This window comes from Aeromonas sp. S5(2024), from assembly GCF_041403025.1.
GTDB lineage: Bacteria > Pseudomonadota > Gammaproteobacteria > Enterobacterales > Aeromonadaceae > Aeromonas > Aeromonas hydrophila.
Genome location: NZ_JBGLRI010000002.1, coordinates 352434 through 376858 on the forward strand (window position 1 = coordinate 352434; position 24425 = coordinate 376858).

General features: G+C 62.0%; 16 protein-coding genes. 12 read left to right on the forward strand and 4 right to left on the reverse strand.

All coding sequences use genetic code 11. From position 1 onward, the window contains the following. The first annotated feature begins 10 nt into the window (after positions 1-10). The 9 genes from ygfM to ACB032_RS05460 all read left to right on the forward strand — a co-directional run bounded on the left by ygfM (position 11) and on the right by ACB032_RS05460 (position 16048). On the forward strand, positions 11-787 hold the full coding sequence (ygfM, locus tag ACB032_RS05420) for a molybdopterin-dependent oxidoreductase FAD-binding subunit (protein WP_139706283.1): 777 nt from the start codon (positions 11-13) through the stop codon (positions 785-787). Further along, a complete protein-coding gene (locus ACB032_RS05425) occupies positions 784-3681 on the forward strand; it encodes a molybdopterin-dependent oxidoreductase Mo/Fe-S-binding subunit (RefSeq protein ID WP_371137517.1) in 2898 nt (965 codons plus the stop codon). The genes ygfM and ACB032_RS05425 overlap by 4 nt, the downstream gene beginning before the upstream one ends. Positions 3682-3776: 95 nt before the next feature. After that, positions 3777-5294 carry a nucleobase:cation symporter-2 family protein gene (locus tag ACB032_RS05430; RefSeq protein WP_017780980.1) on the forward strand — a complete coding sequence of 506 codons (1518 nt, stop codon included), beginning with the start codon at positions 3777-3779 and terminating at the stop codon, positions 5292-5294. Between the two features lie 24 nt (positions 5295-5318). Further along, positions 5319-6635 (forward strand): guanine deaminase, encoded by a 1317-nt coding sequence (gene guaD, locus ACB032_RS05435; RefSeq protein ID WP_024945352.1) that lies wholly within the window; start codon positions 5319-5321, stop codon positions 6633-6635. 285 nt (positions 6636-6920) lie between these two features. Beyond that, the gene (locus ACB032_RS05440; protein ID WP_011706033.1) at positions 6921-8297 is read left to right on the forward strand and encodes an NCS2 family permease; all 1377 of its coding nucleotides are present in this window, start codon (positions 6921-6923) and stop codon (positions 8295-8297) included. A gap of 330 nt (positions 8298-8627) precedes the next feature. Further along, complete coding sequence (gene xdhA, locus ACB032_RS05445; protein ID WP_371137518.1) at positions 8628-10946, forward strand: xanthine dehydrogenase molybdenum-binding subunit XdhA; 2319 nt, start codon at positions 8628-8630, stop codon at positions 10944-10946. Next, on the forward strand, positions 10939-11817 hold the full coding sequence (gene xdhB, locus ACB032_RS05450; RefSeq protein ID WP_371137519.1) for a xanthine dehydrogenase FAD-binding subunit XdhB: 879 nt from the start codon (positions 10939-10941) through the stop codon (positions 11815-11817). The genes xdhA and xdhB overlap by 8 nt, the downstream gene beginning before the upstream one ends. Further along, the gene (gene xdhC / locus ACB032_RS05455; RefSeq protein ID WP_371137520.1) at positions 11814-12299 is read left to right on the forward strand and encodes a xanthine dehydrogenase iron sulfur-binding subunit XdhC; all 486 of its coding nucleotides are present in this window, start codon (positions 11814-11816) and stop codon (positions 12297-12299) included. The genes xdhB and xdhC overlap by 4 nt, the downstream gene beginning before the upstream one ends. Before the next feature lie 530 nt (positions 12300-12829). After that, positions 12830-16048, forward strand: coding sequence for an ExeM/NucH family extracellular endonuclease (locus ACB032_RS05460; protein WP_371137521.1), 3219 nt, complete (start codon positions 12830-12832; stop codon positions 16046-16048). 135 nt (positions 16049-16183) lie between these two features. Here ACB032_RS05460 and ACB032_RS05465 read toward each other — a convergent pair whose 3' ends face one another. After that, on the reverse strand, positions 16184-16729 hold the full coding sequence (locus ACB032_RS05465) for a glycine zipper 2TM domain-containing protein (RefSeq protein ID WP_016350791.1): 546 nt from the start codon (positions 16727-16729) through the stop codon (positions 16184-16186). A 505-nt stretch (positions 16730-17234) separates the two neighbouring features. Here ACB032_RS05465 and ACB032_RS05470 point away from each other — a divergent pair. Beyond that, a complete protein-coding gene (locus tag ACB032_RS05470) occupies positions 17235-17423 on the forward strand; it encodes a hypothetical protein (RefSeq protein WP_268000991.1) in 189 nt (62 codons plus the stop codon). Between the two features lie 59 nt (positions 17424-17482). Here ACB032_RS05470 and ACB032_RS05475 read toward each other — a convergent pair whose 3' ends face one another. Continuing rightward, positions 17483-19009 (reverse strand): YfcC family protein, encoded by a 1527-nt coding sequence (locus ACB032_RS05475; RefSeq protein ID WP_259230087.1) that lies wholly within the window; start codon positions 19007-19009, stop codon positions 17483-17485. A 665-nt stretch (positions 19010-19674) separates the two neighbouring features. Here ACB032_RS05475 and ACB032_RS05480 point away from each other — a divergent pair. Beyond that, positions 19675-21297, forward strand: a complete 1623-nt coding sequence (locus ACB032_RS05480; RefSeq protein WP_371137522.1) for an acyl-CoA synthetase — start codon at positions 19675-19677, stop codon at positions 21295-21297. Between the two features lie 139 nt (positions 21298-21436). Next, positions 21437-22957, forward strand: a complete 1521-nt coding sequence (locus ACB032_RS05485; RefSeq protein WP_371137523.1) for a P-loop NTPase fold protein — start codon at positions 21437-21439, stop codon at positions 22955-22957. A 43-nt stretch (positions 22958-23000) separates the two neighbouring features. Here ACB032_RS05485 and hisIE read toward each other — a convergent pair whose 3' ends face one another. Then, positions 23001-23636: a bifunctional phosphoribosyl-AMP cyclohydrolase/phosphoribosyl-ATP diphosphatase HisIE gene (hisIE, locus tag ACB032_RS05490; RefSeq protein WP_269381812.1), complete on the reverse strand. Its 636-nt coding sequence runs from the start codon at positions 23634-23636 to the stop codon at positions 23001-23003. Further along, positions 23629-24402: an imidazole glycerol phosphate synthase subunit HisF gene (gene hisF, locus ACB032_RS05495; RefSeq protein ID WP_010633929.1), complete on the reverse strand. Its 774-nt coding sequence runs from the start codon at positions 24400-24402 to the stop codon at positions 23629-23631. The genes hisIE and hisF overlap by 8 nt, the downstream gene beginning before the upstream one ends. Positions 24403-24425 lie beyond the last annotated feature (23 nt).

Below are 24425 nucleotides of genomic sequence, written 5' to 3' on the forward strand. Positions count from 1 at the left end.
AGGACGACACATGATTGAGCAATTCTTCCGACCCGAACAACTGGGTCAGGCTTTGGAACTCAAGGCCCGCTTTGGCAACGACGCCGTCTACATGGGGGGCGGCAGCAAGCTCAACGCCGCGCCAACCCGCACCGACAAGAAGGTCGCCATCTCGCTGGACAAGCTCGGACTTGGCCAGATTGAGCAGCAGCACGGTCAGCTCCACATCGGCGCCACCGTTACCCTGCAGACCCTGAAAGACGACCCCCGTACCCCGGCCGCCCTGTGCGAGGCGCTGGGGTTTGTCTACTCCCGCCATCTGCGCAATCAGGCCACCCTCGGCGGTGAACTTGCCTGCCAGCAGCAGGACTCCCCGCTGCTGCCGGTATTGCTGGTACTCGAAGCCGTGGTGGTGCTGGAGAACAACCAGCTGCAACCCATCGATGCCTACCTGGCCGGCCAGCGCAAGGAGCTGGTGCTGGGGGTGGTGCTGCCGGAGCCCGAACTGCGCTGCGCCACTCGCCGCATCAGCCGCAACGCCGACGGTCTGGCGGTGATGACGGCCGCAGTGGCCCTCGACGCCCTTGGCGAGATGCGGGTCGCCTTGGCGGGCGTCACGCCGCAACCGATGCGTCTGCGGGACGTGGAGCGTCATGAGCTGCGGGATGCGGCGCTGGAGGCGGCGGTGAGCACGCTGATTGCGCCGCGCGCGGATCTCGGTGGCAGCGTGGCCTACAAGCGCTATATCAGCGGCGTGGTGGTGGCGGATCTGCTGGTGGAGTGCCAGCAGCAGGAGGTACAGGCATGATGGAACTCAACTTTACCCTGAACGGTGCCCTGCGCACCGTCATCACCCCGGCTGGCGAGAATGCCCAGCGGGTGCTGTTCAACCAGTGCCGGATGCACTCGGTGCGCAACAGCGACGACGGCTTTGGCTTTGCCGGCTCCGACGCCATCCTGTTCAACGGCAAGGTGATCAACGCCTCCCTGCTGATCGCCGCCCAGCTGGAGGGCGCGCAGGTGCGCACCGCCGAGTCGCTGGGCAGCTGGAACCAGCTCAGCCTGGTGCAGCAGGCCATGGTGGACGTGGGCGTGGTGCAGTCCGGCTACAACGATCCGGCCGCGGCGCTCATCGTCACCGACCTGCTTGATCGCCACCCCAACCCCAGCCGTGATCAAATCGAGGATGCCCTCTCGGGCCTGTTTCACCGGGACGGCGGTTACCAGCAGTTCTATCAGGCCATCGAGCTTGCCAGCTCACGGATGAAGGATCCCGATTACCTGTGCCAGATTGCCCCCGAGTTTCGTGACGACCTGCGCCACATCGGCAAGAGCTGCCCGAAAGTGGACGCCGCCAAGATGGTGCAGGCCAAGCCCTGTTACGTGGAGGACAGGGTTACCGAGGATGCGCTGGTCATCAAGATGCTGCGAAGCCCCCATCCCCATGCGGTGATCACCAAACTCGACGTGAGCCGCGCCGAAGCCATGGCGGGGGTGGTGCACGTCATCACCCACCTCAACTGCCCGGATGTCTACTACACCCCGGGTGGCCAGAGCGCCCCCGAGCCGTCACCGCTCGATCGCCGCATGTTTGGCCGCAAGCTGCGTCACGTGGGGGATCGGGTGGCCGCCGTGGTGGCCGAGAGCGAAGCCATCGCATTGGCGGCGCTCAAACTCATCGAGGTCGAGTATCAGGTATTGCCGGCAGTCATGAACATAGACGAGGCGATGGCCCCCAATGCACCGCTGGTCCACGACGAGCCCATCGTCTATATGGCCGGTGCACCGGCGGATCTGGAGCAGCAGAATGCCTGCTCGGTGCGCCGTGGCGACGAGCATATGATCATCAACTTCCCCATCGGCTCCCGTCCCCACGAGAACCTCGCCGCCAGCGTCCATGGCCAGATTGGCGATGTGGCCAAGGGTTTTGCCGAGGCGGACGAGATTGTCGAGCGCACCTACGAATCGACCCAGGCCCAGCAGTGCCCGACCGAGCCGCACATCTGCTTCACCTACATGGATGGGGAGCGTCTGGTCATTCACGCCTCCACCCAGGTGCCCTGGCACGTGCGCCGTCAGGTGGCGCGCATCGTCGGCATGAAACAGCACCAGGTGCATGTGATCAAGGAGCGGGTAGGGGGCGGCTTTGGCTCCAAGCAGGACATCCTGCTGGAAGAGGTGTGCGCCTGGGCGACCAGAGTCACCGGCCGTCCCGTCACCTTCCGCTACACCCGTGAAGAGGAGTTCATCAGCAACACCTCCCGCCACGTGGCCAAGGTGAAGGTGAAAGTGGGGGCCAAGAAAGATGGCACCATCACCGCCATCGAGATGGATTTTCGCGCCAACACCGGCCCTTACGGCAACCACTCATTGACGGTGCCAAGCAACGGCCCGGCGCTCTCCCTGCCGCTCTATCCGTGCGAGAACGTGCGCTTTACCGTCAACACCTACTACAGCAACATCTGCCCGACCGGCGCCTATCAGGGCTACGGCGCGCCCAAGGGCAACTTCGCGTTGACCATGGCCATTGCGGAACTTGCCGAGAAACTGGGCATCGATCAGCTGGCCATGGTGGAGCACAACCGGGTGCACGAGGGGGACATCCTCAAGGTGCTGGGGGCCATCGGCGAGGGCAAGATGCCCACCTCGGTGCCCCATGCGGCCAGTTGTGCCCTCGAACCCATCCTCAAACAGGGTCGCGAGCTGATTGCCTGGGATAGCCCCAAACCCGCCGACGGGGATTGGCGCATCGGCCGTGGCGTCGCCATCATCATGCAAAAATCGGGGATCCCGGACATCGATCAGGCCAACTGCATGGTCAAGCTGGAGTCTGACGGCACCTTTATCGTCCACTCCGGTGGCGCCGATATCGGTACCGGCCTCGATACCGTGGTGGCCAAGCTGACTGCCGAAGTGCTGCACTGCCCGCTCGGGGATGTGCACGTCATCTCAGGTGACACCGACCACGCCCTGTTCGACAAGGGGGCCTACGCCTCGTCAGGCACCTGCTTCTCCGGCAACGCGGCCAAGAAGGCGGCGGAGAACCTCAAGGAGAAGATCCTGTTCCACGGCGCCGCCATGCTGGGCGAGCCGGTAGCCGATGTTGAGCTGGCGTTCCCGGGTGTTGTGCGCGGCAAGCTGGGGGAGGTGAGCCTCGCCAAGCTGGCCCACAAGGCCGAGACAGGCACCGGCTTCGGCATCCTGGTGGGCACCGCCAGCTACATCACCTCTGAGCTTGCCTTCCCGTACGGCGCCAACTTCGCCGAGGTGGCGGTCAACGTCAGAACCGGCCAGATCCGGCTCGACAAGTTCTACGCCCTGCTCGACTGCGGCACCCCCATCAACCCGGAGCTGGCGCTCGGCCAGATCTACGGGGCGACCATGCGGGCCATCGGCCACTCATTGACCGAGGAGATCTGCTACGACGGCAAGGGCATCCCGCTCACCCGGGATCTAAAGACCTATGGCGCGCCCAAGATTGGCGACATTCCGCGCGATTTTCGGGCCTTCCTGGTGCCGAGTGACGACAAGGTCGGCCCTTACGGCGCCAAGTCCATCTCGGAGATCGGGGTCAACGGCGCGGCACCCGCCATCGCCACCGCCATCCACGACGCCTGCGGTGTCTGGCTGCGCAAGTGGCACTTCACGCCGGAGCAGATCCTGCGTGAACTGGGCAAGCTGGAGCAACAAGCATCGGCATAACAAAAGAAAAGGTGAGGGGCGGGCGCAGGCTCGCCCCCAACACCTGACAGCGGAATGAGTACTCCGCCCATATTCTGTGTGATGGGACAATCAAGATGTCTAAAACAACACGCAAGCACTCGGACCTGATTTACGCGCTCGAAGACAAACCACCCTTTTACCAAACCCTGATGGGGGCCGTGACCCACTTGCTGGCCATCTTCGTGCCCATGGTGACGCCGGCCCTGATCGTGGGCGGGGCCCTTGGCCTCTCCACCGAGACCACCGCTTACCTGGTCTCCATGGCGATGATCGCCTCCGGCATCGGCACTTGGCTGCAGGTGAATCGCTACGGCCCCATCGGCTCGGGGCTGCTCTCCATCCAGTCGGTCAACTTCTCTTTCGTCACCGTGATGATCGCGCTTGGCAGCGCCATGAAAAAAGATGGCCTGCACGAGGAGCTGATCGTCTCGACCCTGCTCGGGGTCTCCTTCGTCGGCGCCTTCCTGGTGATGGGCTCCTCCTTCGTGCTGCCCTATCTCAAGCGGGTGATCACCCCCACCGTGAGCGGGGTGGTGGTGCTGATGATTGGCCTGAGCCTCATCAAGGTGGGGATCATCGACTTTGGCGGCGGCTTCTCCGCCATGAGCAGCGGCACCTTCGGCAAATACGAGAACATAGGGTTGGGGCTGCTGGTGCTCTGTGTCATCGTCGCCTTCAACTGCAGCAAGAGCCCCTTGCTTCGCATGAGCGGTATCGCCATCGGCCTGCTGGTGGGCTATGCGGTGGCCCTGATGCTCGGCATGGTGGATTTCTCCGCCCTTGAGAACCTGCCGCTCATCACTGTGCCCATCCCGTTCAAGTACGGTTTTTCCTTCGATCTGCACGCCTTCGTACTGGCCGGCACCATCTATCTGTTGAGCGTGCTGGAGGCGGTGGGGGACATCACCGCCACCGCCATGGTTTCCCACCGGCAGATCCAGGGCCCCGAGTTTCAAAAACGGCTCTCCGGCGGAGTGCTGGCGGACGGCCTGGTGTCGGTGATCGCCTCGGCGCTCGGTTCCCTGCCGCTCACCACCTTTGCCCAGAACAACGGCGTCATCCAGATGACCGGGGTGGCCTCGCGCCACGTGGGCAAGTTCATCGCCGTCATCCTGGTGCTGCTGGGGCTCTTCCCGGTGGTGGGGCGCTTCTTCACCACCATACCGTCACCGGTGATGGGGGGGGCCATGGTTATCATGTTCTCCATGATCGCCATCGCCGGTGGGCGCATCATCATCAGTCACGGCTTCGATCGGCGCGAGACCCTGATCGTCGCCACCTCGCTCGGGCTGGGGCTCGGGGTCTCCTACGACCCGAACGTGTTCAAGGTGCTGCCGGCGGGGATCTACATGCTGGTGGAGAACCCCATCTGCGCCGGCGGCATCACCGCCATCATCATGAATCTGGTGCTGCCGCAAAGCCGCAGACGCAAGGCGGCCGCCAATGCCGCCGAGGCGGTGGAGCTGATCCAGCTGAGCGACAAACCCGACACCCGTTTTGCCACCCGGCCCGCTCCGTCGGCCACCGCCCGCCAACAGGGGCTGGCGACGGACGAGGCCCAGGTGCGCGCCCCGCAAGTGGATCGCGGCTAACGAACAACAAGAGGGAATCGAGAGATGAAAAACGACAACTCCGTCAAGGCGGTGCGCGGCAGCTTCTTTGACATTACCCGGGTGGTGAGCCAGCCCGAGGAGATAGAGCCCAATGCCCGCCTCATCGAGGATGGCCTGCTGATCATCCGCAACGGCTGCATCGACTGGTTCGGCCAGTGGGAGGAGGGCAAGGAGCGGATCCCGGCCCAGGTACGGGTGCGCGATTATCGCGGCAAGATGATAGTGCCGGGCTTCGTCGACACCCACATCCACTACCCGCAAAGCGAGATGGTGGGGGCCTATGGCGAGCAGCTGCTGGAGTGGCTCAACCGCCACACCTTCCCGGCCGAGCGGCGCTACAACGATCTCGAGTACGCCCGCGAGATGTCCACCTTCTTCATCAAGCAGCTGCTGCGAAACGGCACCACCACGGCGCTGGTGTTCGGCACTGTCCACCCCGAATCGGTGGATGCCCTGTTCGAGGCGGCCAGCCGCATCAACATGCGGATGATCGCGGGCAAGGTGATGATGGATCGCAACGCGCCAGATTATCTGCTGGATACCGCCGAGAGCAGCTATGAACAGAGCAAGGCGCTTATCGAGCGCTGGCACGGCAACGGCCGCTTGCTCTACGCCATCACGCCACGCTTTGCCCCCACCTCGACCCCGGCGCAGCTGGCGATGGCGAGACGGCTGCGCGAAGAGTACCCGACCACCTATCTGCACACCCACCTGTGCGAGAACAAGGACGAGATAGCCTGGGTCAAATCCCTCTTCCCGGCGCATCAGGGCTATCTCGATGTCTATCACCAGCACGGCCTCACCGGCCACAACTGCGTGTTTGCCCACTGCGTCCATCTGGAAGAGCAGGAGTGGGATTGCCTGAAGGAGACCGGCTCCACCATCGCGTTTTGTCCCACCTCCAATCTGTATCTGGGCAGTGGCCTCTTCAAGCTGCACAAGGCGTGGCACAAGCAGGTGAAGGTGGGGATGGGCACCGACATCGGTGCCGGCACCACCTTCAACATGCTGCAGACCCTCAACGAGGCCTACAAGGTGATGCAGTTGCAGGGCGAGCGCCTCTCGGCCTATCAGGCCTTCTACCTGGCCACCCTGGGCGGCGCCCATGCGCTGGGGCTGGACGAGCAGATCGGCAGCTTCGCGGTGGGCAAGGAGGCGGACTTCGTGGTACTCGACCCGGTCGCCACCCCGCTGCAGCAGCTGCGCTACGACAACTCCACCACCCTGCGCGACAAGCTGTTCGTGCTGCTGACCCTGGGGGATGACAGATCCATCTACCGCACCTATGTGGATGGCCAGCTGGTGCACGAGCGGGGTTGATCTGCTTTTCACAGCAGAGGGGCGGGCATGCTCGCCCCGGGAACACGGCAGCAGGGGCCAGCGTGGTGCCTGCGCCGCACGACAGGCGGAGCATCTGCCCCGCCACAGCAGGTGAAATGGCCCGGTTTTTTTAGATGGCAAGTCAAACGTTTGCCTTGCCTACCAACCCCATGATGCCGGCGACCGTGGCAGCAGAGATCCACGGCACCGACCGCCATTTCGTCACGACACATTCAGGGATGCAGGAAGGAGTCGGCCATGAGCCAGACAAACAGGATAAACGAGATGGACGGGGCAGTTGCGGACAAGGGAGCAGCGGCGGGACGACAGCCCGCCGGCGGCGCGCTCGATCGCTACTTCATGATCAGCGAGCGGGGCAGCAATGTGCGCCAGGAGGTGCTGGCGGGGCTCACCACCTTCCTCGCCATGGTCTATTCGGTGATCGTGGTGCCCAGCATGCTCGGCAAGGCGGGCTTTCCCCCTGGCGCCGTGTTCGTGGCCACCTGTCTGGTGGCGGGCTTTGGTTCGCTGCTGATGGGGCTCTGGGCCAAGCTGCCGATGGCCATCGGCTGCGCCATCTCGCTCACCGCCTTTACCGCCTTCAGCCTGGTGCTGGGGCAGCAGATCTCCATCCCGGTGGCGCTCGGCGCCGTCTTTCTGATGGGGGTGCTGTTTACCGCCATCTCGGTGACCGGGGTGCGCAGCTGGATCCTCGACAACCTGCCGATGGGGATCGCCCACGGCACCGGCATCGGCATCGGGCTCTTCCTGCTGCTGATCGCCGCCAACGGGGTGGGGCTGGTGATCAAGAACCCGCTGGAGGGGCTGCCGGTGGCGCTGGGGGCCTTTACCTCCATGCCGGTCATCATGTCCCTCATCGGGCTGGCGGTCATCGTCGGGCTGGAGAAGCTCAAGGTGCCGGGTGGGATCCTGCTGGTGATCATCGCCATCTCCATTTTCGGCCTCATCTTCGATCCGGCGGTCAAGTACCAGGGGCTGTTCGCCATGCCGAGCCTTGCCGACGAGCAGGGCAAGTCCCTCATCTTCAGCCTGGACATCATGGGGGCGCTCTCGCCGCTGGTGCTGCCAAGCGTGCTGGCGCTGGTGATGACGGCGGTGTTTGATGCCACCGGCACCATTCGCGCCGTGGCGGGGCAGGCCAACCTGCTGGACAAGGATGGCCACATCATCAACAGCGGCAAGGCGCTGAGCGCCGACTCCATCAGCAGCATCTTCTCCGGTCTGGTGGGGGCCGCGCCGGCCGCCGTCTACATCGAATCGGCGGCGGGCACGGCGGCAGGCGGCAAGACCGGTCTCACCGCCACCGTGGTGGGGGTCTTGTTCCTGCTGATGTTGTTCCTCTCGCCGCTCTCCTACCTGGTGCCGGCCTATGCCACCGCACCGGCGCTGATGTACGTGGGTCTCTTGATGCTGAGCAACGTCGCCAGACTCGACTTCGATGACTTCGTCGGGGCCATGTCCGGCCTGCTGTGCGCCGTCTTCATCGTGCTCACCTGCAACATCGTCACCGGCATCATGCTGGGCTTCAGTGCCCTGGTGATCGGCCGCATCTGCTCGAAGGAGTGGCGCAAGCTCAACGTCGGTACCGTCATCATCGCCCTGGCGCTGGTGCTCTTCTACGCCGGCGGCTGGGCCATCTAGTCCGCATCGCGTCCTTCTCTATCGCGGGGCCTGCCTCTCTTGGCCAGCCCCGCCCTTCAACCCGAACTCATACCATTTTGATAACGGGGCTTACCAGATTGATAACGCCGCCTGGCACTGGCGCCGCCGAGCCCTCCATGGGCTGCTGCTGCGGGGCTGGCCACGGCCATGACGGAGCGCCTGATGGGCGCCGGATGGGATCTTCTTCACACTTCTTCCCTTTGCTCGCCGCCTTTGCCCCCCGGTTGGCCCGCCTTGCCGGAAACGGGCGCATATCTTGCTGTTTTTTATACCGGTTCTGATTTTTTCTGCCTGACAAAGGACTTGCATATGTCCATAGGATTACCGCTCAAGCGGGTGGATGCCGAGGCCAAGGTGACCGGCAGCGCCCGCTACACCGACGACAACATCATGCTCGGCATGCGCCACGCCAAGTACGTGCGAAGCCATATCGCCCACGGCAAGGTGCTCACCATCGACGCCAGCGAGGCGCTGGCCCTGCACGGGGTCGAGGCCGTGTTCACCCACGAGGATGTGCCCACCACCTGTTTTCGCACCGCCGGTCACGCCTGGTCCCTCGATGAGACCAAGCGGGACGTGAAAGACCGGCGCCTGCTCACCGACCATGTGCGCCACTTCGGCGATGGCGTCGCCATCGTGGTGGCCCGCGATCCGCTGGTCGCCGAGAAGGCCGCCGCCCTGGTCAAGGTGACCTACGAGCCGCTGCCGGTGATGACGGATGCGGCCAGCGCTCTGGCCGAAGGGGCCTATCCCATCCACCCGACCGGCAACCTGCTGCGCCAGAGCCAGATCCGGGCGGGAGAGCCGGAGCAGGCCATCGCCGCCGCCGACTTGCAGTTCAAGGCGCACTACCAGACGCCGGTGGTGCAGCACTGCCATCTGGAGACGGTCACCTGCTACGCCTACATGGATCAGCCGGACCACATCATAGTGGTCACCAGCACCCAGATCCCCCAGATTGTGCGCAGCCGGGTGGCCAAATCCCTCGGCCTGCCCTGGTCGAGCGTGCGGGTGATCAAGCCCTACATGGGCGGCGGTTTTGGCAACAAGCAGGATGTGCTGGAAGAGCCGATGGCGGCGTTTCTGAGCTATAAGCTCGGCGGCGTGCCGGTCAAGGTGACCTTGAGCCGGGAGGAGTGCTTCTTTGCTTCCCGCACCCGCCACGGCTTTGCCATCGATGGCACCCTTGGTATCAGCCGGGATGGCACCCTCAAGGGGTATCAGCTGGACGTGCTCTCCAACACCGGCGGCTATGCCTCTCACGGCCACTCCATCGCCAGCGCCGGCGCCAACAAGATAAGCTACCTCTATCCGCGCAGCGCCTTTGGCTACGACGCCAAAACCTTCTACAGCAACCTGCCCACCGCCGGTGCCATGCGCGGTTACGGCGCGCCGCAGGTGGTGTTTGCCCTCGAATGCATGCTGGACGACGCCTGCGCCGAGCTGGGTCTGGATCCGCTTGCGGTGCGCATCGCCAACGTGGCGCGCGAGGGGGATGTCAATCAGGTCAACCAGAAGACCATCTACAGCGCCGGCTTGCCCGAGTGTTTGCGCCGGGGCGGCGAGCAGTTCGAGTGGGAGCGGCTCAAGGCCGAATATCTGGCACAGGATCCGGCGAGCCGGGTACGGCGCGGCATCGGGGTGGCGTGCTTTAGCTATGGCTCCAACACCTATCCGGTGGGGGTCGAAATTGCCGGCGCCCGCATGCTGCTCAATCAGGATGGCACCGTCAATCTGCAGATAGGCGCCACCGAGATAGGACAGGGATCGGATACCGTCTTTGCCCAGATGGCGGCTCAGACGCTGGGTATTCCGTTTGAGCAGATCCGGGTCATCTCGACTCAGGATACCGACATCACCGCCTACGATCCGGGTTCGTTCGCCTCGCGCCAGAGCTATGTGGCGGCCCCCGCCATCCATCAGGCGGCGCTGCAGTTGCGGGCCCGCATCCTGTCGCTGGCGGCTCAGCTCTGCCATCAGGACGTGGGGTCGCTCACTCTGATCGATGGCTATGTAGTGTTGGCCGGCGCGCCGGACAAGGTGCTGTTAAGCGTCGCCGAGGTGTCGGTCAACGCCTATTACCACCTCACCATCGGCGGCCAGATCACCTCGGAGGTCTCCCACAAGACCACCACCAACCCGCCCAGTTTTGGCTGCACCTTCGTCGATCTCAGCGTCGACATCGATCTCTGCAAGGTGACCATCAACCGCATCCTCAACCTGCACGATGCCGGCAAGATCCTCAACCCGCAGTTGGCGGAGGGGCAGGTGCACGGCGGCATGGGGATGGGGATCGGCTGGTCCCTGTTCGAGGAGATGATCATCGACGCCAAGACCGGCGTGGTGCGCAACCCCAACCTGCTCGACTACAAGTTCCCCACCATGCTGGATTTGCCCGAGCTCGAATGCGACTTCGTGCAGACCTACGAGCCCCAGTCGGTCTATGGTCACAAATCCCTGGGGGAACCGCCCATCATTTCACCGGGCCCGGCGATCCGTAACGCCATTCGCATGGCGACCGGGGTCGCCATCAACGAGCTGCCCATTACACCCAAGACCCTGTTTCGGGAGTTTGTCGTGGCGGGTCTGATTGGCGAGGGAGCAGGGGAGGAGCAACACCATGTTTGATATTGCCCGTTACTACAAGGCCCACAGCGTGGCCGAGGCGGTTGCCCTACGCCAGGCCGACCCCGAGGCGCGCCTGCTGGCCGGTGGCACCGATGTGATGATCCAGCTCCATCACCTCAACGCCGCCTATCGCCATATCGTCGATATTCACGACTTGCCCGAACTCAAGGGGGTGAGCGAGCTGGCTGACGGCGCTATTCGCATCGGCTCTGGCACCACCTTTACCGAGCTCATCGAAAACGAGCTGGTGCAGCGCCGCCTGCCCATGCTGGCGGAAGCGGCCGCCACCATCGCCGGCCCGCAGATCCGCAACGTCGCCACCTATGGCGGCAACATCTGCAACGGCGCCACCAGTGCCGACTCGGCGGCGCCCACGGTCGCGCTGGAAGCCGAGCTGGAGATTGCCGGCCCGGGCGGCACGCGCCGCATCCCCATCGCCGGATTTCACACCGGCCCGGGCAAGGTGGCGCTGCAACCGGCGGAGATCCTGGTGGCGTTTCACTTTGCCCCGGACGTGCACCCGCATGCGGGCTCCCACTACTTCAAGTACGCCATGCGGGGCGCCATGGACATCGCCACCATCGGCTGCGCCGCCTACTGCCAGATTGAGGATGGTCACTTCAAGCGCCTGCGACTGGCTTATGGAGTGGCGGCACCGACACCGGTGCGCACGCCGCACGCGGAAGCGGCAGCCGAAGGGCAACCCCTGACTCGCGCCACGCTGGCCGCCATTGCCGAGGCGGTGGTGGCCGATGTAGCACCGCGATCCTCTTGGCGGGCGGAGAAGGAGTTTCGCCTGCATCTGATCAAAACCCTGGCGCAGCGGGTGATCACCTGCGCCGTCGAACGTGCCGGAGGCAAGATCCTATGATGCAACCGCAAAGCTGTCCCACTATTGCGATCCAGTGCGAGATCAACGGCAAACCTTACTCCTATGCTGTGTCGCCCACCATGTCGCTGCTTCACTTCCTGCGCGGGCAGGGGCTTATCAGCGTGAAAGAGGGGTGCAGTGTCGGTGAGTGCGGCGCCTGTACCGTGCGGGTGGATGGCACGGCCATCGACAGCTGCCTCTATCTGGCGGTGTGGGCCGATGGCAAATCCATTCGCACCGTGGAGGGGGAGCGCAGAGGCAACGAGCTCTCCGATGTGCAGCAGGCCTTTATCGACGAGGGGGCGGTGCAGTGCGGCTTTTGCACGCCGGGTCTGGTGATGGCGAGTGCAGCCCTGCTCGACAAGACCGAGCGCCGTCCGCTGACCGAGGCGGAGATCCGCCGCGGGCTGTCGGGGAATCTGTGCCGCTGCACCGGTTATCAGAACGTGGTGCGGGCGGTGAAGAAGTGCTGCAAGGGGTGACGGGGTTGCCCCTCGATTAGCCTCGCAAACCGTCGTTCGGCACTGGCATGGCGGCGCCTGAAATAGGCCGGGAGGTTATTTTCACCCCGCCGCTCAAGCGCGCATCCCGTTATTTCGGGCGGGCAATGGAGGGCGCCTATCCCGTGTCGCCCATCTGCACGCCTGAATAATAAATAGGCTGCTGCGTGTGGCAGCCGGTGGGGTGGCAAGGGACTGTTTTTACGCGATATGTCAGCTTGTGTCGCCATCTTGTGTGCCGCCTTTGCCTATTGGCGACAGCAAATACCGGCGGGCGGGAAATAACGGAAAATAATGGCAAGGGGTCTGAAAAAAGCCCCCTTTTTTGTCACGTGGTCGCAACATTTTTCTGTAATTGTTAGCCAGCTCGCGGTGACCCTTCGCGCAAACGGGCAGAGTAGGCGCCATGGTCGGCCGAGGCCGCCATGATGCGCAATCAGGGTTGTAATCAGGTGCTGCGGCCCGCTTGGCGGGGCGCAAAACATAACATCAAAAAGAAAAAGGAAACTGGCATGTCAGGAAGACACTCTCTGGTAGCGCTGGCCGTCGGGCTGGCGCTGGCGGGACCGGCACAGGCACAGCTGCTCATCAGCGAATACCTGGAAGGCTCGGGCAACAACAAGGCGGTGGAGCTGAGCAACCTCGGCAGCGACCTCGTCGATCTCTCTCAATATCGGTTGGCACTCTACGCCAACGGCAAACCCATCAGCGAATCCCCCACCAACAGCCTGACGCTGCAAGGCACGCTGGCCCCTGGCGCCACCCTGGTGCTGGCCAACCCTTCCGCGAGCAGCGAGATCCTGGCCAAGGCCAACCGCACCAGCGGCAACCTGGTGTTCAACGGTGACGATGCTCTGGTGCTCTATCGCGGGAGCGAAATAGTGGACAGCTTCGGCCAGGTCGGTGTGGATCCGGGCACGGCCTGGGTGTCGGGCGGCGTCTCGACCCTGGACATGACCCTGCGCCGCAAGGCCACCGTCACCACCGGCCGGACTGATGCAACCGCCCCCTTCGATCCGGCGCAGGAATATGTGGCCGCCCCGAAAGATGACGCCAGCGGCCTGGGTTGCAGTGGCGATGGTCCCTGCGATGGCACCCAGCCGCCCGCCTTCGTCTGCCCGGTGGACAGCCTGGTGCCGGTGCCCGCCATTCAGGGCCCCGGTACCAGCAGTCTGCTGGTACCGGCCGGCAAGTTCGAATCGGAACAGGCCTACGCCACCCGCGGCGTGGTGACCCAGGTGGTGAGCGGCCTCTACAAGGGCTTCTTCATTCAGGATGAGCAGGGGGACGGCGATCCGGCCACCTCCGACGGCCTCTTCGTCTACAGCACCAAGGCCAATGCTGCCGTCGTGCCGGGGGCCGAGGTGTGCGTCTCGGGCAAGGTGAAGGAGTATTTCAACCAGACCCAGCTCAACGCCGACGATCTGGTGGTGACCCGGCCGCAGGGGGCCATCCCGGCTGCGGTGGATCTGCTGCCGGTGGCGGGCGAGAGTCTGAGCCAGTTGCTGGAGCGTCACGAGGGGATGCAGGTACGGCTGGTGCCTGGCTCCAGCCTGGTGGTGACCCGCAACTTCAGCTTCGATTACGACGGCAAGCGCAACAACCTGGTGCTGGCCTATGGTGCGCCGCTTATCAAGTCGACCCAGAAATTTGCCGCCATGAGCCAGGAGGCGAGCAACTGGGCCCTGCGCAACCAGCAGAACCAGCTGGTGGTGGAAACCGACGCCAAGGCGCCGGACGGCGTGCTGCCCTGGTTCCCCGGCTTCAACGCCGAGGACGGTTACCTGCGCATCGGCGACAAGCTCAACGGGCTGGAGGGGGCGCTCGGTTACTCCTACAACCTGTTCCGACTGGTGGCCAGCAACCGCATTGATGCCAGCCAGATAGATCACAGCGGCTGGGATCGGGTGGAAACCCCCGAGCTCGCCGAGGCGGGGGATCTGCGGGTCGCCAGCTTCAACGTGCTCAACTTCTTCACCACTGTGGTGGGGGGCGATGCCAACCCCACCGGCAGCAACCGGGGCGCCTTGACGGTGGCGGAGTTCGAGTTGCAGCGCACCAAGATCGTCAGCGCCATCACCCGCCTCAATGCCGACGTGGTGGGGCTGATGGAGATCGAGAACAACGGCTACGGCGACAACTCCGCCATCGCCAACCTGGTGGCGGCCTTGAACGCTGCCCAGCCGGATGAGGCGGATCACTACCGCTGGATTGCCTCGCCGGATGGCCAGCCGATTGGCACCGACGCCATCACGGTGGGACTCATCTACCGGCCCGCCAAGGTGACCCCGGAGGGGGCTGCCAGCCTCATCGCGCTGCCGGTGCAGCAGGCTGAGGCGGTGGACGCCAGCGGCAAGCCGGTGACCATCAATCAGGGGATGCGCGAGTCACTGGTACAGCGCTTCAGCTCACCCAAGGGAGATGCGCCGCTGACCCTGGTGGTCAACCACCTCAAGTCCAAGGGCTCCGCCTGCTTCGAGGATTACCCCGACTACGCCACCGCCGATCCGCTGGATGGCCAGGGCCACTGCAACGCGCTGCGGGTCTCTGCCGCCAAGGTGCTGGGAGAACAGCTCAAGGATTTGGCCGGGGATCTGCTGCTCATCGGCGACATGAACGCTTACGGCATGGAGGATCCCATTCGGGTGCTGACCGACTATGATCCGGCCGCCCAATCGCGCCAGATCATGAGCGCCTCCTTCACCACCCTGGCGGGTCAGCCCTATGAGGAGAGCGGCAGCGCCCTTGGCAAGGGGTATGGCCTTATCAACCTCAACACCCGCTTCCACGGTACTGACACCTACTCCTACAGCTATGAAGGGGAGCTCGGCAACCTGGATCACGCCCTGGCAAACCCGAGCCTCGCGGCCAAGGTGATCGGCATCGAGGATTGGCACATCAACTCCGCCGAGAGCAACTTCTTCGAGTACGGCAGCAAGTACAGCGGCCAGCTGGTGAAATCCGAGGGGCCCTTCAGCGCCTCGGATCACGATCCCGTGCTGGTGGCCATCCAGTATCCGCTGCCGCCCGCCGGGGTATTGAGCCTCGAGAGCGCCGCTGCCAACGTGGAGGAGGGCAACACCCTGACCTTGAGCGTGGCGCGCCGCGATGGCACCTATGGGGAGGCCAGCGTCAGCTACCGCATTGCCTACGGCAGCGCCGATGCCAACGACGTGGCGCCGCTCACCGGCACCCTGCACTGGGCCGCCGGGCAGAGCGACAGCCAGACCATCAGCATTCCGGTGAAGAGCGACACCCTGCGCGAAGGAGACGAGACCTTTACCCTGGAGCTGTTTGACCCGAGTGGCGCGACCCTGGGCGAGCAGCACCAGACCCTGGTGACCATCAAGGACAAGCTGGCGCCGTCCACCATCTCGCTGGCGCGCGCCAGCATGATGGTGAATGAGGGGCAGTGGTTTGCCGAGATCCCGCTGGTGCGCAGCGGCGATCTGAGCAAGCCGGCCCGGGCCCGGGTGGCCCTTGACGGGGTCACGGCGCGCTGGGGGCTGGATTTCCTGCCCTGGTTCGGTCAGTCGGTGAGCTGGGCCGCGGGCGAGGGGGGCAGCAAGTCGGTCAAGGTGCTGATCATCGATGACTGGTTTGTCGAGCCCACCGAGCAGTTCAAGGTGAGCCTGGCCGCGTTGCAAGGTGGCCAGCCGGGTAACCCGCAGGAGACCCGGGTCGACATTCTGGACAACGACAAGTCCTGGTGGCCCTTCGGTCGCCACTGAGGATGATTGAGCAATAAGAAAGGGGCCTGCGGGCCCCTTTCTGTTGTTGGTCGCCTTGCTGTTGTCAGCCAAGAGCGCCAAAAACAGCGAGGCCCATCACCAGGATGGGCCTCTGAGCGGAACACGCTGACGGGATCAGCTGCCGCTCTGGGGGCCGTCGATCACCAGCTTGCCATCCTTGACCGGGATGGTGGCGCCGGGGGCCTTGTTCATGCGGATCACCCCTTCCTGACCGGCGAGGCGGTAGGTGACGTCATAACCCAGGGTGCGGGTGCTGCTCTCCTGCACCGTCTTGCAACGCTGCTCGGTGGTGGTGTAGGTATCACCGGCCTGCATGTTGCCCTGCACCTGGTTGCCGGCATAGCCACCCGCCACGGCGCCTGCGGCGGTTGCCACCTTCTTGCCGTTGCCGCCACCAAACTGGTTGCCAAGCACGCCGCCCAGCGCCGCACCGACCACGGTACCCAGGATCTTGTGCTCGTCCTGCACCGGTTTGCGGTGGGTCACGGTGACGTTGCGACACTCCTGACGGGGGGTCTTGATGGTCTCGGTCACCGCTTTGCTGGCCAGCACTTCGGCGAACTGAGGCTGTGATGAAAACAGGGATCCGCTGGCGGCGGCTGACAAGGCCAGCGCAGAGGCCACACCGATCCCGACTCCTGCCAACATGGATTTGTTCATTTTCTCTTCTCCTCAAATGCATCACGGGATGCGTCTCTTGCTTGCGGTCATCTTGGCACAAGGGCAAGGAGGCACAAGGCAACGCCGGTGCGGGCACGACAGCCCCTGACTGCATCGAAAAGAGCCTCGTCAAAAAGGTGTCGGGCTTTGGCGACAAGGGGCGGGATGAAGGCTGCAAAAGCGATCTGCGAGTGGCATTCTGCGATTCAGCTGGGCCTGTTTTCCCATTTTGCGCCAAGCTTCTGACGCCGCCGGCTGGCGCAGTGGCAAACAAGGGGGGCCTAGTCATCAACAAGGGCCAGTCAGGGAGCGCCAACCGCTTGATAAATCACTGTTGCCAGGATGGCTGGCGGCCGATAACAGATCACGGCAAGCATTATGCTTGCTCTGTTGGCAGAGAGGATCAATCGCGCGTCTCTGGCGGCCCGCACCAATGTGAGCCGGCAGGCGCCACCCGCAGTCAGGCCAGTTTGGCTGTGGTTATCCGGTCAGCAAGGGGGTTCGTATGTCGATGCTGCCAAGATGGATACAACCGGCCGTGCAGGCCGGCATCATCACCCAGGAACAGGCCCAGCGGCTGCTGGACTCCCTCTATCAACCCCTCTGTGAGACGGCGCAGGAGCTGCCCGCCGACCTTGCCGACATCAGCCTCAAGCTCTTCTGTTTTCGCCAGCAGCACAGGGTGCGCCACTAGTTTCCCAGATCTGCGCCCTGGATAAGGCATGGCCCCCGCCGGGGCGGGGGCCATGTGCCCTAGATCAGCATCACCTGCGCCACCAGCATCAGGGCGCCAAAACCCAGCACAAAGCCCACCATGGGCAGCACGAACCTGACCCACTGGTTGAACTGGATGCCGAGCATCTGCAGGGTGACCAGCACCAGCCCGGTGGGGGCCAGGAACAGCATGGCGTACTGTCCCCAGTTGTAGGCCGACACCACGATGTAGCGCGGGATCATCACGGTATCCGCCAGCGGCGCCATGATGGGCATGGAGAGCACCGCCAGCCCCGAGGAGGAGGGCACCACCAGCCCCAACAGGGTGAACACCAGCATCTGCGCCACCGCAAACACGGCGCCGTGCATGCCGGCCACCAGACTGGAGGCATAGGCCAGGATGGTGTCCGAGATCATCCCCTGATCCAGCACCAGATTGACCCCCCGCGCCAGCCCGATGATGAGTGACACCGCCACCAGCTCGGACGCCCCCTGAGTGAAGGCCTCGACCGCCTCTTTCTCCCTGAGGCCGGAGATGAAGATGATGACGATGGCGACGGCAAGGAAGGAGGCCGCCATCTGCGGGAACCACCAACCAGCCATGGAGACACCCCACACCATCAGGGGAAAGGCGAGGATGAACAGGGTCAGGATGATCTTGCGGCGCAGGGTGAAGGGGACCCCTTCATCGAGGGAGCCCTCTTTCAGGAAGCGGGCCCGGAAGCTCTCTCTGTCCTCATAGGTGTAGGAGAAGGCGGGGTTGGCCTTGATCTTCTTGCAATACCAGTAGAGATAACCGATCACCACCAGGGTGCCCACCAGACAGCCGACGGCACGAAAGCTCAGCCCCTCGGTAAACGGGATGCCGGCGGCGTTGGAGGCGATCACCACCGAGAAGGGGTTGATGGTGGAGAAGGTGGTGCCCATGGAGGCGGCAAGGAAGATGGCCCCCACGCAGACGATGGCGTCATAGCCGAGCGCCAGAAAGATGGGTACCAGGATGGGATAGAAGGCGACGGCCTCCTCCTCCAGTCCGCAGGTGGTGCCCCCCAGCGCCATCACCAAGCAGACTAGCGCCACAAACAGGAATTCGTTGCCGCGGGTCTTGCGCGACAGCGCCACCAGCCCGGCACTGAAGGCACCGGTCTTGTTGATGACCCCGATCAGCCCCCCCAGCACCAGGATGAAGACGATGATGTCGGCCCCCTCTATGGTGCCCTTGACCATGCTCACCGCCACATCGGAGAGTCCCTTCGGCGCCTGGGCCAGCCGCTCATAGGTGCCGGGGATGGCGATGGGCTTGCGGATGGTGCCGTTGACGAACTGCTCCACCCCGATATTGATGTCGAGTCTGGTCAACTCAACCTGAGTGGCGGGCACTCGCCGGGTTTCCCCTTGCGGCGTGTTGATGGTCAGCATATGGCTGGCGGCATTATAAGAGAGCTTGGCATAGGCGCCCGCCGGAATTATCCAGGTGAGGGCGATGGCCAACAACATGATCAAAAACAAAATGGTAAACGCGGTGGGAAATTGTCTGCGGGTCTGGGTATTCGGCTCGGCACACATAAAATGCTCCTCGATAAAGCAGGTTCGGGCTCGGCGGAATATCGGGTCGATAGGGTTCCTTCGTCATGCAGCGGGCGTGCGCAAACTCACTGGTTGTGGCGCATCGTATGGCGAGAAATCTGGCCTGATATTGAACATCCGGTAGATTGTTTCACCAAGAAACCATAACCCGTCGAGGGGAAGCATGAACAGCGCTGCGGGCCTGCTTTATGGAAGCCGTCACAAAATATATTTCATGAGAAATCTGTCATTAATTTGCTGGCAATAAATCGATGTGCTTGCTTATGCCATAAATATCCAGACAGCGGTTTTTATAAATATATCGATATCGGCAAGCCTGCAACCAGATATGGCCAGCTTGCATGCCAGCATCAGCATATTCATTATTTGCCGGGTTTTATGCCGAGGATATTGGCCATCGACATTCGTCGCTGAAAGAACAGGCACCAGCATGCATCTCGGTCAGATTCGCGGCGCCAGCATGCATCTCGGTCAGATTCGCGGCGCCAGCTCGGCGCCTCTAAGACGTTTTGCTAATACCTGTGGCCATCACCTCGCGCTAGGCTGTGATCCCCGATACGAGCACCCTCTGGCAGGACGCCAGACGATGGTTGCCGGCGCTCCCGGGAGCGCACCGCTTTTGCTACCTGCGAGGAAGGAACCCGATGACAGAGCAGAACATCTATCAGCGCGATCTGGAAAAAAATCCCGCCAATTACCAGGTGCTGACCCCCATCAGCTTTCTGGGGCGGGCAGCCCGGGTCTACCCCGACTATCCGGCGCTGATCCACGGTCCCCTGCGCCAGAGCTGGGCCCAGACCGAGCGACGCTGTCGCCAGCTGGCCTCGGCCCTGCGCTGCCGCGGCATCGGCGAGGGGGATACCGTCGCCATCGTCGCCCCCAATACCCCGGCCATGTTCGAGGCCCACTTCGGGGTGCCCATGAGCGGCGCCGTGCTCAACACCATCAACACCCGGCTCGATGCCGAGTCGATGGCCTTTATCTTCCAGCATGCCCAGAGCAAGGTGGTGCTGGTGGACCGGGAGTTTGGCGCCGTGGTGCGCAAGGCACTGGCATTGATTGAACTCGCGCCGCTGCTCATCGCCATCGACGATCCCCTCTACCGAGAGGGGGCGCTGGTCAGCGACCTCGACTATGAGGCGTTTCTTGCCGAGGGCAATGGGGATGAGCCCGGCTGGCTGCCGCAAGATGAGTGGCAGGCGATCTCCCTCAATTACACCTCTGGCACCACCGGCAACCCCAAGGGGGTGGTCTATCACCATCGCGGCGCCCACCTCAATGCGGTCAACAACGTGCTCTCCTGGGAGCTGCCCAAGCACAGCGTCTATCTCTGGACCCTGCCGATGTTTCACTGCAACGGCTGGTGCTTCCCCTGGACCCTGGCGGCGACGGCCGGGGTGAGCGTCTGCCTGCGCCATGTGCAGGCGGCGGCCATCTATGAGGCGCTGCACGAGCACAAGGTGACCCATTTTTGCGCCGCCCCCATCGTGCTCAATATGCTCAACAATGCCGATCCGGCCCTCAAATGCGGGCTCGATCACCCCATCAAGGCGATGACGGCAGGGGCGGCGCCCCCCGCCACCGTGATCGCAGGCATGGAGGCGATGGGGATCGCCGTGACCCACGTCTACGGCCTCACCGAAACCTATGGCCCCTGCGTGCTGTGCGAACCGCAAAGAAGCTGGCAGGGGCAGGATGCCACCACGCTGTCGCGTCTGAAAGCACGCCAGGGGGTAGCCTCACCCCTGCAGGGAGAGATGCGGGTCATCAACCCGGTCAGCGGCGAGCCGGTCCCCCGGGATGGCAAGACCATGGGCGAAATCGTGCTGCGCGGCAATGTGGTGATGAAGGGCTATCTCAAGAACCCGGTCGCCAGCGCCGAGGCGATGGCGGAGGGGTGGTTTCGCAGCGGCGATCTGGCGGTGTGGCACCCGGACGGTTACGTGGAGATCAAGGACAGATCCAAGGACATCATCATCTCCGGCGGGGAGAACATCTCCAGTCTGGAGGTGGAGGACGTGCTCTATCGCCATCCCGATGTGGACGAGGTGGCGGTGATCGCCATGCCGGACGAGAAGTGGGGGGAGGTGCCCTGCGCCTTCGTCAAGCTCAAGGAGGGTCGCGAACTCAGCCAGGCCGAGCTGATTGCGTTTTGCCGCGAGCAGATGGCCCACTTCAAGGCCCCCAAGCGCATCATCTTCACCCCGCTGCCAAAAACCTCCACCGGCAAGGTGCAGAAATTTATGCTGCGCCAGCAGCTGGGGTAGGAGCTAGCCACTCTTATCCCAAGTTTTAAGTTGGTGCCATTTTGCCTCGAGCAATATGGCGCCAAACTTCTATGCTCATCAAACTCTTTCGGGACTCACTCTGGTAATATCCTGCTCAATATAGAGGCAGGGAAATATTATGACGCGTGCAGAGTTTAATTGGGAAAACTCCATTGCATGGAGTGGTCCGGGGGCCATTGAAGGAGTGCAGGATACTCTCGCGGGAGATCGGCTGGATCGTGCTCGCTATGCCGAGTTTCTGACCAATTATCTGGCGGCAGAAGGCAAACAGCGTAACTATGTATTGAACCTCAATGCCGAGTGGGGGGCAGGAAAAACCTGGTTTATCAAGCGCTGGTATATGAAGCTGAAACAGCACTATCCCACCGTCTATATCGATGCCTGGCAGCAGGACTTTTCTGATGACCCCTTGTTAACGGTGATCTCATCGATTATCGAACAACTGAGAGATGCTGCGGGAGATAAGCTTGCCGTACCTGATGGCATTAAATCAAAGCTTTTAGGATTGTTAAAAATTGGTGGGAAATTAGTACTCAAGTCAGCCATTAAAAAAGCTGGACTGGAAGATGGTGACTTTTCTATGGAAGGAGAAGACGCAGACAAGCTGGTTGATACGCTTTGTAGCAATCACAAAGAGCGTTATGAATCTATTCAGTATCTCAAAACAGAGATACGACAATGGGTCGAGGGGGCTGTTGGTTTAAGTGATGAAAAACTGGATTACCCAGCCTTTATCTTGATCGATGAGCTGGATCGCTGTCGTCCCTCCTATGCGGTAGAAATGCTGGAAACCATCAAGCATATTTTCGATATCCCCGGCGTGGTGTTTGTGTTGGCAACGGATACTGAACAGTTACAGCATGCTGTAAAAGTGATATATGGCGATGGTTTTGATGCTCCAAATTATTTAGGGCGATTCTTTAATCGACGTTTTACCATGCCAATAGTCTCCAAAGAAAATTTTATAGATGATAGCCTTAAGGCAAAAAAATATAGGTTGGACAAGTCATATTTTTGGCCTGAAGACAAAGATGGAGACTTTTTAGTACGGGTAATAACACTTCTGAGTGAAGTACATGGTATTTCTCTTCGGCGAATTGAACAGCTTATTGATAGGATAATTGCGATTGTAAATAACTATTTAGTAGGCGCTAAGGTGAATCTGGTATTTATTATCTTCCTATGTGTTCTCTATGAAATGGACCCAAGCACTTACAAAAAAATCATTGAAGGGAAACTATCAATAAGCAAAGGCGGGGCGGAGCCAAGTTTAGATGAGTTATTTCGATATTATGATGGCACTCATTTAACCGTCCAGTTCAATCCTAGAGAAAACATACCAGATGTCATTCCTTCCCCAGATGGATTTAAGCATGTGTCAGTAACGGTTTTTGAAAATCGAGAATATAAATTTTCATTATTGGATATGATATCTCCTACATATTCATATCTAATATGGGACAAGTATGTAGAGTCAGTTGGTCATGATTTGTATCGAGTCGCTGATGAGTTAAACAGAGCAGGGAACATCGATTGGGGAAAACTCGAGATGACTCTCGCGATGAATGAGCAAACAAAGCTATGTAGAGATATGCAGGTATACCGTAATTTAATTGAACTGGCAGTGCATATTGAATAACTCACTTGAATGTGCGCGGAGTAGATCCGCGCACATTGCAAGATTATTTGTTGTGGCGCTCATACAGCCGCTGCACCACATCCTTCAAACCCAGTCCCTCGTTTTGCAGCAGCACTGTCAGGTGGTAGAGCAGGTCGGCGGATTCGTTGATGAGCTCCTCCCTGTCTTTCGCCATCGCGGCCAGCGCTACTTCCACACCCTCTTCACCCACCTTCTGGGCAATGCGCTTGGTGCCCTTGGCATAGAGGCTGGCGGTGTAGCTGGTGGCCGGATCCGCACCTTTGCGTGCTGCCAGGATCTGCTCGAGCTCGGCCAGGAAGCCAAGGGGCGGTACAGGGTGACCGTCAAAGCAGGAGGGATTGCCCAGATGGCAGGTGGGGCCGACGGGGTTGGCGGCGATCAGCAGGGAGTCCTGATCGCAGTCGGTGGTGATGGCGACCAGCTGAAGCACATGGCCCGAGCTCTCCCCCTTGGTCCAGAGGCGCTGCTTGCTGCGGCTGAAGAAGGTGACCTGGCCGGTCGCCAGGGTTTTATCCAGGGCTTCCCGGGTCATAAAACCCTGCATCAGCACTTCGCCGCTGGCGGCATGCTGGACGATGGCGGGGATCATGCCGTCACATTTTGCCCAGTCCAGGCGTTCGGCGAGCGACTGCTCGTTGTTTACTGCTTGATTATTCACGGATGGCGACTCCTTCGGTTTTCAGCCAGCGTTTCAGTTCGGGAATGGGGATAAGGCCTTTGTGGAACACGGAGGCGGCCAGCGCCCCGTCCACGTCGGCGAGGGTGAAGGCATCGCGAAAGTGCTCCATGGCACCGGCGCCGCCGGAGGCGATGAGCGGCACCTTGCAGACGGCCCGCACCAGCTTGAGCTGCTCGAGATCATAGCCCTGGCGCATGCCATCTTGGTTCATCACGTTCAGCACGATTTCACCGGCGCCACGCTTTTGCGCCTCCTGTACCCAATCGAGAGTATGCCAGGCGGTGGTGCGGGTGCGGCTCTCGTCGCCGGTAAACTGCTTGACCTGATAGTGACCGCTCTGCGCATCAAAATAGGAGTCGATGCCCACCACCACGCACTGCACGCCGAAGCGTTCGGCCAGTCGGGTGATAAGGGTGGGATCGGCCAGCGCCGGCGAGTTGATGGAGACCTTGTCGGCCCCGAACTCCAGGATCTGGCGGGCATCCTCCACGCTCTTGATGCCGCCGGCGACGCAGAAGGGGATGTCGATGACCTCGGCTACCCGGCTTACCCAGCTCTTGTCCACCACCCGCTCGTCGCTCGAGGCGGTGATATCGTAGAACACCAGCTCGTCGGCCCCCTCGCTGGCGTAGCGGCGGGCGAGCTCGACGATGCCGCCCATCACCTCGTGATTACGAAACTGCACTCCCTTGACCACCACGCCATCTTTGACGTCCAGACAGGGGATAATACGCTTTGACAACATGCTCGTTGCTCCATGTAAAGCAC